The organism is Ligilactobacillus salivarius (assembly GCF_035231985.1).
In the GTDB taxonomy this organism is placed as follows: domain Bacteria; phylum Bacillota; class Bacilli; order Lactobacillales; family Lactobacillaceae; genus Ligilactobacillus; species Ligilactobacillus salivarius.
In genome coordinates this window covers 789,307-798,384 of the sequence record NZ_CP117983.1, presented here as the reverse complement: position 1 = coordinate 798,384, position 9,078 = coordinate 789,307, and the positions used below count along the sequence as shown (strand labels likewise).

The window sequence follows — 9,078 nt, the reverse complement described above, 5'->3', positions numbered from 1 at the left end:
TTTATAGGATTGTACTAGGCTTCTGATAAAATCCCAAATGTATTCTTTAGCTTGTAGCGGAGTTAGTTCATCTCCGCTAAGGTTTCCGGGTCAGTAATACCCATGATTTGGTTATTGAAACTTTGCACAAAAAGGTCATATCCTGGGCCACTTACTCCATCTAAAATTTCATCTGAAGTAATTCCCATAGTTTTAGCTATAATCTCAGCTGTTGCTCTAACGTATTCAGCTTGTGTCTTGTATTTCTTACCTAATACATCTAAGTAATCAAGCATAGTACGAGTAGATACCCAGTTTTGTGTTATCACCTTATCTTTGCCTTGAGCGTCTTTGATTTTTAACTCAATCATCTTTTTTTCCTCCTAAAAAAATAAAGAGATTAGCGAATGTTATCTCCGTCTAATCTCTTTAACAAATTTCTATACACCTTCACTAACTAAAAGAACTTTTTGATTAATTTCTTTAATTGCAGCTTCTTCAGCACCTGCATATTTAGCCATGTATTGGCCACCAAATGTTTCATCACTTAAAGGATTAGCACTAGCTGTAAAAGTATATTTTTCATTTTCAGGTTCAAAGTCAGAACCAACTTCAAGAGTCTTCATTGTGTCTCCATCTTTGGAAAATACACCGTAAAAGAATCCAACTAAAGCAGTATTTCCTTTTGCATCGCTAGATTCAAGAGTAATTGCACAATATGGTGCTTCAGTATCTTTACCTGTTAATTGAACACCATTAGTTGTTTCCTTACGTCCTAAAATAACTGTTTCCACTTTTTGTGGAACATCTAATAATTCAAATTCAACCTTAGGTGCATCTACACCCTTACGACTGATATAGTAAGCAACGTTAGATGCTGATGTTACTTTAGCTTCTTTGGAAATTCCAGAAATTTCAGCTTGAACAACACCACCAGCGTCAGCTTTACCTTCAATAACAAGTTGGTCGCCTTTTGCTGTCATCTTTGTTCCATCAAAATTAAGTGGTTGAATTCGTACACGTTCAAAACCTACGTACATAATTAATACCCCGTTTCATATAATTTAGTTTTTAATTTATATCTTCGTGCGTCTACATAATGTTTAGTCTCATCAAAATACTCATCTAATCCTTGCCCGTTAATGCGAGTATATCCAAGTGGTTTGAGTACTTCTTCTACCTTTGATTGCAATTCTTTACACATCATGCGAACAGTAGACTGAACATCAATTTGCACTGTTATTTCTTGCTGAGCTGATTTATCAGACATGCTAATTGAACTCTCAGGCGGTTTATAAGGTCTGATAAGGATGAATGTCTGTGGCAAAGCACCATCTGGCTCCTGATAGTAATAGATATGATGTTTCTTACCATCTAGCGTTGCCTTTTCGATAACTGTTTCTTTTAAAAACGAAGAGTAAATCTCAGACAAAGCGTCTTTCATAAATCCACCATCCTTTTCAGATATTCAACTTGAGTATCCTTAATTTCATCTTTCATACCTGAAAATGCTTTTTGAACAACACCAAGTCCTCTAGGTGAATAGGTTCTACCATTACGTGTATATCCCCACTCATTAAGATGGACTAATCGCCAACGAGATTTTCCACCTTCCCATCCAACTTTTACGCTTAGATGTCCAGCTTTTTTTCTTGGTTTACCAGCAGTTACTTCTCGAACTGTTGCACCAGTATCTCTATATGATTCAACTGCATACTTAAGTTGATATTTGGCATAGGTTGCTCCCATTTTTAAAGCTTGTCGTTCAATTTGGTCTAACTTACGACTAGAGAATTTGTTTTCTAGCTTGCTTATTACTTCATCAACACCAGTGATAGTAAAGCCTCCATTCATTGAACCGCCCCCAATACAATCGTTACAAAGCGATCATCATCAAAGTCTGGGCGAACTTCTAATACATTCCATTCAATCCCACGATAACGATAATCGCTAATAGTTACTGTCATAGAAACATCTGGAATAAATTGTCCCCTGGTATCAGGCATAACAATTGTTACCCCTTGCTTTACTCCTGCAGAATTTAGAACAGTATAGTCCTTAGCAGATGGTGAATAAGCAAAACATAAAGCTGAATAGACTTCAGTTTGTCCTGTTGCATTTGGCTCTGGACTATCAATTTCACTAGCACCAAAGAAAGTTACTGGTATTCTAAAATCGCCAAAGCTATACTTCTGTTTCATTGCTCTCACCTTCATCATCTGCCAATAGTTGAGTAGACAAGCCTAACAGAACAGATTGATAGCGTTCTTCGAATTCATCTAAGCTATCGTTGTAAGCATATCGAACTCGATTAAGTACCAGTTCATCGTACTCATCGCCAGTATCAATTCCTGTCATACGTGTAATTGCAGCTTGAGATTGCTTTAACAATTTTGTTAAATAATCATCTTCTACACTATGGAAAATGTGCAGATGTGCTTTTACATCATCTAGAGTTGCTGTCATTTAATCACCTACTGATTATCCTTTTGGGCCTTCACTTGTTGCTGCAGTAGTTACTTTTAAGTCATACACTTTAGCAGCATTGTCATCTTGTGCCTTACCATAAACAAAACGCTTAGCTGTGTATAATGTCCCATCTTCTAAAGCTAGAGTTTGGTCAAATTGTTTAATGACAATATCTCCAGCTGTGTATGCATCATAACGTTCTGGGATAAATGCAATTACTTTATTTTCTGGAACATATTCAGATTCAACAGTTGTAATACCGTAAGGCAAAGCATATACGTATTGTCCATTGACATTTTGCATTGTGTTAGCAGCTTCAATATCAATTGATGCACCAGGTTGAACAGCTAATACAACTTTTCCACGAGCTACAAAAACTTCGCCATTTTCTTTTTTAGATAAATCTTTTACAACTTTAGCAAGTTCTTTAATACCAGTTTTATTATCAGCAAAAGTCAACGTACCAGAAGATGTTTTTTCAGGATATACACCACCAGAAACAGAAACGTCTTTTTGAACTTGGCGGTTTAATCCAATAGGTTTATTGTTGCCATCGCCTGTTAAGAATGCAGATTCTAAAGCTGCAGCAAATGCTTCTTGAATTTGTGTAGTAACAAATGTCTTAATCCATGCAGCACCATATTCCAATACATCATTAGGAACAGCAATAAATGCTGTTAGCTTAGATTGCTTTGCATCTTCATCGCTGAATGTTGCTGTAAGTTGCCCTTGAATATTTCCTGAAATCTTACCCCATTGAGCAGCACCTTTTGCGTCTGATTTCAAGAATTTAAGGCGTAAACCTGTATTTTGTAATCCAATTAAATTTAAGAAAGCATGATCTTTCTTTAAATCTTCAAAGATTTTATCGATTGTAGTTTCTGGGAAAACCACTTCCTCAGATTCTTTATGTGATAAATTACCTGCTGCTAATTCATTGAAGAATTTACGTTCAGTTTCATTCATGTCATCAGCTTTGGCAGCATCTAAGCCTTTCATACGTTCATTAACTGCATTATCAATGTAGTTCACAGCGTCTGTTGAGAATGCATTCATCATATTTTCAAATGCTTTTTCTTGATCTTCAGTAGGAACACCGTCACTAACTGCCTTCGCATATAGTTTTTGTTGTTCTTTAAAATTTGATAATTGATTTAAATTAATAGGCATTAACTTTTCCTCCTAAAATAAAAAAGCTCTAAAACTGAAGTGCAACAAAAAAGTTAGACAAAAATAAAATATTTTTAAGCAGCTAAGACATGGGTTCGGTAATCAACCGGACTCATGTTTTTTGTTTTATTGGAAATTCGGTCATTATTGTACCAATTGACATACTTGTTAAAGAAATGTGTGAACTGAGAAATACTCTTACATTTCTTTATTTCAAGCTGTGATTCAACTTTAAAAAGATGGAAAAAGCTTTCCATTGGGGCATTATCTAGGCAGTTTCCCTTGCGGGACATACTTTGAATTAAACCTAACGAATCAATCTTTTCACGGTAATATTCTAATTGGTAGTGCCATCCTTGGTCAGAATGGATAATTGGACTAAAGTTATTAGGGAGGTTATCCTCAAGCTGGTTTAATGTATCCATAATCAACAATTTATTTGGACTTTGGCTAACAGAAGCGGCTAAAACTTCCTTGGTAGCTTGATCTAAAATGACTGACATGTAAGCCCAGGTCGAATCACCTAGACGTACCTGTGAAACATCCGTATGAAGAACGGTAAAAGGAGATGTAGCATCAAATGTTTGGTTTAACAAGTTATCAGCTACCTTACCAACTGTACCTTTATAAGAAGAATAGTGATTATTTTTACGACGATTATACATAGCTGGTTGTACACCTAATTCGTTCATTAGGCGACGTAAAGTGGCTTCAGCCATGTGATATCCAGCTTTTTCAAGAAGTGGCATTATACGGCGATAGCCGTATGTGTAAGAACCTCTCCACTTACCTTTTTCCGCTATTTCCTTGATTACCACCTTAACATCAGCATACTTATCATTTTTATTGATGATACGTTTGCGTTCATCGTAATAGGTTGGTCGCTTCAAGTCAATCGTTTTTAGAAGCTCACCAATCCCATATCGTTCCTTTTTGGGCAAGTTTTGTTGGTCCACCCTGATCTGATCCACAATTATTGTTTTCTCCTTGGCTTTGAGGGTCCGAACAGGGTCAACGATTTTTTTAAGATATCACGCTCCATTTTGACTTGACGTAATTCACTCTTTAGTGCCGCAATTTCATCACTTTCCTTTTTTAAGATTTTGCGTGCATCCTTCTTTGTCATTTTTGACATCTTACTTGGCCTACCTTTCTTCTTGGGTTTCAAGGCCTCAGATCCACCTTCCATAAACAACTTCAACCAGATAGATATCTGTGAACACAAAAGATTATGGGAAGCTGCCACTTTGGACATTGAAACATCATTATTTAGGTAGTAGTTTATCACACGAAGTTTAAAATCAACAGTAAATTTACGTTTGAAATGTCGTAATTTCAACCCTTCGGGTCCTTTTAAATTGTATACAGTCCACCATTTTTTTAAGGTATCCTTTGGTAAAGAATACTTATTTTCTATCCATCGTTGTGAACAGCCAGTATCTAGGTATTCCTGAATAAGATCTAATTTGAATTTTTGAGTATATTTAGTCATACGAAAAAAGCACCTCACAATCACTAGACTTTGTCTAACAATTGTAAGGCACTTCAAACCTTGATTTTTAGGTTCAGAACTTTCTTGATATTTTTTAATTGCGTCATCTAAAGCATTTCTAAGCATTGTTTCATCAAAATTGAATTTGACTACACTTGCATGCTTTTTTAATTCTTCATTTTCATCCATTAAATCTTTGAACTTAGCAATAACAGCTTTAGGTAATGGCGAACCCAAGCTTGCTACTAATTCAGGTTCTTGATTTTTACCGCTCATTATAGAGTCAGCAAATCCTAATTCAACTGCTCTATCAGCTGTAAGCCAGGTTTCTTTATCCATCATATCTAGAATTTCATCTCTAGATATTCCTGTTTTACCTTCATAAGCGTTCGCTAAAGATTCATTGGCAGTCTTTAAGATTTCTGATATTTTATCCATATCATGATAATCGCCAACTCCACCACTGGTAGTATTATGAATCATAATTCTACCAACTGGACTAATATTTACTTGGTCGCCAGCCATCGCTATAACCGATGCGGAACTTGCAGCTAAACCAGTAATATTAATTGTCACTTTACCTTTATACGCTCTAAGCTTTGTGTAGATATCAGATCCTGCGTTTACAGATCCACCATTTGAATTAATGTCAATTTCTAAGTCTTCGCCACTTTCAATAGCATTATCGAAGTCTACTGGAGCAATGCAATCCATTCCAAAAATTTTATAGATCCATTTATCGCTATTATCAACAACTAATCCTCGTGCATTAATTTTCATCTGTTTCACCTCCTTTCGAGTAGTTCTTAGTAATGTAAAACTCATCTAAATCAGGGTCATCAGATTTTTCTAACCCTAATAATTCACGAATTTCATTTCTTGTAACTGCACCACTTGCAACTAATTTGTCAATTGGTTCAGCTAGACTAAAGATGTCTTTTTTATTTTTACCAACAATCTGATATTCTTCGTTAGCATAATTACTTACTAGCTTTGAATTAATTTCATCTAAAATCAATTGATAAAAGAATTGTAGTGTTCCATTGTTAAATGAATCTTCTAATCCACCAATTTCTGTTGGTGTTTCAAATAATAGGTTTTCTGGAATTCCTAAAATATCAGCAACAGTAGCAATAGCATCTTTTCTAAGTTGCTTAATTTGTTCAAACTGTTGTTGAGTATTAGACTTAGTTCCACCAATTTCTTGATATTCAAAACCGTTAGTTAATGGAACTACCGCTACATCTCTGTTTTTAAATGAATTAAAAATCTTATCAAGGTAGTTTTGTAATTCCTTCTGACGTTTATCTTGAGTACCAGAAGTTAAGTTAGATTTCAAAATTCCCCTAATTTGATTGTTTCTCATCTGAATGTCTACCATACGTCCAAGCATAGTACCGTAATCAGAGAATAAACTGTTAGTATAATTCTCTAACCTTGTATTTTGATAATTCAGATAAATTACATCAGACATATTGTAGGTACGTTCAAACCTATATCCACGTACATAAACACCATTGAAAGTATCATCTAAATTAGCGTATTTATTATGAACAAATGACTCAGCCACTAATAAATCTTTAGTATCATTAACGATAATTAAACACTCGCCTTCATAGATTAATCTATGAATAACATGTTCCCAAAATTGTGTAGCTGTTTCATTTCGATTAGGTCTAGTATTCAACTTGTATAAAGAGTCATCATTTACAAATTTGCCATTTTTTAAATGCTTAAATTTAGCTTGAGCAAATCTTCGTGCAATAAAATTGACCCCAGCGTCTAAAGCAACTCGCTTAAGATAAGCTCGTGTGCTTGCGTCTTGAAAGTCCCAATCAACATCTAATGCATATGTTGGCTCAGTTGTTGCACCAAATAAATTACTAAAAATTCCCAAGAAACCACCTCCTTATTAGAAATCTAATCCATCTAAAAGAATTAACTCTTCATCCATATCTGCATCGCTAATCTCATCTGCTCTATATAACGAATACAAAAAAGCCATAAAACCATCAGTTTTACGGCGGTGTTGTTCTTTCTTTTCATAAGACTTATTACCAGTCTTATCAATCTTTACTTCAACATTATTCGTATACCATCGCATCATTGGGTCATCTTCCCAAATAAAACGATTGTTAGCAAAACCATCTTCAATTCTAGGTGCTAATAATGCTGAAATTGCTCTAGGATTTTTAATAACTTCAACTTCAAACCCAGCATCTTCAAAATATTTCCTAAGTAGCTCAGCTCTAAAATTATCCATGATAACTTTTTTAATATTGTACTTCTGACGCTGTTGGATAAACCACATTACTACTGTACTTGGTTCAATAGTATTAGTATTAATAACATCTACTAGTCCACGCTTTTCCCAATCAGCAATCGGAGCCACTACTTTTTTAGAAAACTCATCTTGCTTTCTGCCATAGCTATACATCTTTTGAACAAATTCTTTACGTGCAAATGAGTGGTGTTTGAATAGATAATCTTCCCCGTTTCTGAACAATAAACCACATGCAGTAAAATCTCGAATTGATGCAAAGTCAACAGCAGCTATACACTCACGTCCATCAAGCTTAACTGGATATTTTCTATTAGTTGCTTTTATCTCATCATACGGAGCAACAGAACGTTCCAAAGCTAAAGCTGGCATATTCATTCGTTTAGTCATAAACTCGTCTGTTTTAGATGGTTCATAAACCAATGTCTCATATTCACTTTTAACCTTAGCAAATAATCTTTGACCATATTCAGATAATGGTTTGCTAAACATAGGATTAGCCTTTTCCCAATTTTTAGAATCGTTGACGTCCTCTCTTTTATCAAGCTTACAAATGAAAGGAAACATCATGTCAGCGGGTGCTTCACGATTTAAAACATGATTAGCAATTTCCTTTTGCTTATCTAGATATCCATCTCTAACATAGCCATCTGAACCAATCTTAAACTCCCTAGCGTCTTTTACCTTACCAAGCCCTGATTCATGAACCTTAACATTAGCATTATCTGCATATTGATGAACTTCATCAAAAATAACTGCACCATCACGTAAACCGTCTTTAGTGTTACCGTTAGATGTACGATAAGCAAATTTAGACTTTGTGGCATATGAAATTATTTCTGTTTTGTTATTTTTAAAAGCCTTTTGAAGTTTTGGATTCATTTCAATCGCATCATGTACTTCAGTTACAGATGTCATAGCCTGTTCTTCAGAGTTGGCCACAACAGAAACATTATATCCAGGTATTCCATTCAATTCAGAAATTAAAAAGTTGGCTACCCCTGATATTAATCCATTTTTACCAGCTCCACGTCCCATGAGTAATAGGAAATTGTCATAAAATAAAAGGCCATTGCTACGTCTTAAAAAAATAAATGCAATAATGAACTTCTGGAATGGTTTTAATTCAAAGTACCATTTTTCAATAAATCTGATACATTTCTCAATTCTCTCTTCATCAAAATAAACATCTTGAGTCAAGACATCATTTTCGATTAAATCTAGTAATTTAATTCGTTCTTCGTTAAGAACAAGTTGGCCACTTTTATAAAGTTCGATATATTCTTCAACATATCTCATATTAGGTCACTTTCTTTATAGCCTGCTTCAGCAAGTGCTTTAACTCCAGGTGGTGGAGCTGAAAGCCCCATGTCTTTAGATAGGTTTATCATTTGTGCATTAATCTTGGCCATCTCACTTACAGCTGGGTTAGTTTTAATGTACTTCTGCGAACCATTCTTTATTTCAGTTAAAATATTTTTAGAATTAACTTTCTTCTCTAAAGAGTAATAGACGTTAGCTAAAGTACAGTAGCGTTCAACTTTCTCAACTTGAACTGGGTTGCTAACGTCTATTTGTTCCATAAGATATTTCTTAACTAAAGCAGTAATTTTTTTATCTTTCAATTATCCCCACCCCCCTTACGTGAAAAAATCGGCTTTTTTTGTGGAAATTAACCCCATCCCAC

The 9,078-nt window shown here is 34.8% G+C and carries 12 protein-coding genes; all 12 read right to left on the bottom strand.

All coding sequences use genetic code 11. The features are described 5' to 3' along the window. Positions 1-62 precede the first annotated feature (62 nt). Complete coding sequence (gene gpG, locus PTA89_RS04045) at positions 63-350, bottom strand: phage tail assembly chaperone G (protein WP_161022417.1); 288 nt, start codon at positions 348-350, stop codon at positions 63-65. Positions 351-419: 69 nt separating this feature from the next. Next, positions 420-1,019 (bottom strand): major tail protein, encoded by a 600-nt coding sequence (locus tag PTA89_RS04040; protein ID WP_161022416.1) that lies wholly within the window; start codon positions 1,017-1,019, stop codon positions 420-422. Between the two features lie 2 nt (positions 1,020-1,021). Then, a complete protein-coding gene (locus PTA89_RS04035) occupies positions 1,022-1,423 on the bottom strand; it encodes a hypothetical protein (protein WP_161022415.1) in 402 nt (133 codons plus the stop codon). Next, complete coding sequence (locus tag PTA89_RS04030) at positions 1,420-1,833, bottom strand: HK97-gp10 family putative phage morphogenesis protein (RefSeq protein WP_255906382.1); 414 nt, start codon at positions 1,831-1,833, stop codon at positions 1,420-1,422. The genes PTA89_RS04035 and PTA89_RS04030 overlap by 4 nt, the downstream gene beginning before the upstream one ends. Next, entirely contained in the window at positions 1,830-2,180 is a 351-nt protein-coding gene (locus PTA89_RS04025) for a hypothetical protein (protein ID WP_241690394.1), read from the bottom strand. Before PTA89_RS04025 ends, PTA89_RS04030 begins: the two co-directional genes overlap by 4 nt. Further along, positions 2,164-2,445, bottom strand: coding sequence for a head-tail connector protein (locus tag PTA89_RS04020; protein WP_324177425.1), 282 nt, complete (start codon positions 2,443-2,445; stop codon positions 2,164-2,166). Before PTA89_RS04020 ends, PTA89_RS04025 begins: the two co-directional genes overlap by 17 nt. A gap of 15 nt (positions 2,446-2,460) precedes the next feature. Further along, positions 2,461-3,618 (bottom strand): phage major capsid protein, encoded by a 1,158-nt coding sequence (locus PTA89_RS04015; protein ID WP_324177424.1) that lies wholly within the window; start codon positions 3,616-3,618, stop codon positions 2,461-2,463. Positions 3,619-3,692: 74 nt separating this feature from the next. Next, a complete protein-coding gene (locus tag PTA89_RS04010) occupies positions 3,693-4,589 on the bottom strand; it encodes an IS3 family transposase (RefSeq protein ID WP_081538457.1) in 897 nt (298 codons plus the stop codon). A 2-nt stretch (positions 4,590-4,591) separates the two neighbouring features. Beyond that, complete coding sequence (locus tag PTA89_RS04005) at positions 4,592-5,890, bottom strand: head maturation protease, ClpP-related (protein ID WP_324177423.1); 1,299 nt, start codon at positions 5,888-5,890, stop codon at positions 4,592-4,594. Beyond that, positions 5,880-7,007, bottom strand: a complete 1,128-nt coding sequence (locus PTA89_RS04000) for a phage portal protein (RefSeq protein WP_255906378.1) — start codon at positions 7,005-7,007, stop codon at positions 5,880-5,882. Before PTA89_RS04000 ends, PTA89_RS04005 begins: the two co-directional genes overlap by 11 nt. A 15-nt stretch (positions 7,008-7,022) precedes the next feature. Continuing rightward, positions 7,023-8,690, bottom strand: coding sequence for a terminase TerL endonuclease subunit (locus PTA89_RS03995; protein WP_255906377.1), 1,668 nt, complete (start codon positions 8,688-8,690; stop codon positions 7,023-7,025). Beyond that, a complete protein-coding gene (locus PTA89_RS03990; protein WP_225438794.1) occupies positions 8,687-9,016 on the bottom strand; it encodes a P27 family phage terminase small subunit in 330 nt (109 codons plus the stop codon). The genes PTA89_RS03995 and PTA89_RS03990 overlap by 4 nt, the downstream gene beginning before the upstream one ends. Between the last annotated feature and the right edge of the window lie 62 nt (positions 9,017-9,078).

What these genes read in the sequence shown, in the direction of transcription:
- gpG (WP_161022417.1), bottom strand. Translation starts at nt 350, where the DNA reads ATGATTGAGTTAAAAATCAAAGACGCTCAAGGCAAAGATAAGGTGATA.
- PTA89_RS04040 (WP_161022416.1), bottom strand. Translation starts at nt 1,019, where the DNA reads ATGTACGTAGGTTTTGAACGTGTACGAATTCAACCACTTAATTTTGAT.
- PTA89_RS04035 (WP_161022415.1), bottom strand. Translation starts at nt 1,423, where the DNA reads ATGAAAGACGCTTTGTCTGAGATTTACTCTTCGTTTTTAAAAGAAACA.
- PTA89_RS04030 (WP_255906382.1), bottom strand. Translation starts at nt 1,833, where the DNA reads ATGAATGGAGGCTTTACTATCACTGGTGTTGATGAAGTAATAAGCAAG.
- PTA89_RS04025 (WP_241690394.1), bottom strand. Translation starts at nt 2,180, where the DNA reads ATGAAACAGAAGTATAGCTTTGGCGATTTTAGAATACCAGTAACTTTC.
- PTA89_RS04020 (WP_324177425.1), bottom strand. Translation starts at nt 2,445, where the DNA reads ATGACAGCAACTCTAGATGATGTAAAAGCACATCTGCACATTTTCCAT.
- PTA89_RS04015 (WP_324177424.1), bottom strand. Translation starts at nt 3,618, where the DNA reads ATGCCTATTAATTTAAATCAATTATCAAATTTTAAAGAACAACAAAAA.
- PTA89_RS04005 (WP_324177423.1), bottom strand. Translation starts at nt 5,890, where the DNA reads ATGAAAATTAATGCACGAGGATTAGTTGTTGATAATAGCGATAAATGG.
- PTA89_RS03995 (WP_255906377.1), bottom strand. Translation starts at nt 8,690, where the DNA reads ATGAGATATGTTGAAGAATATATCGAACTTTATAAAAGTGGCCAACTT.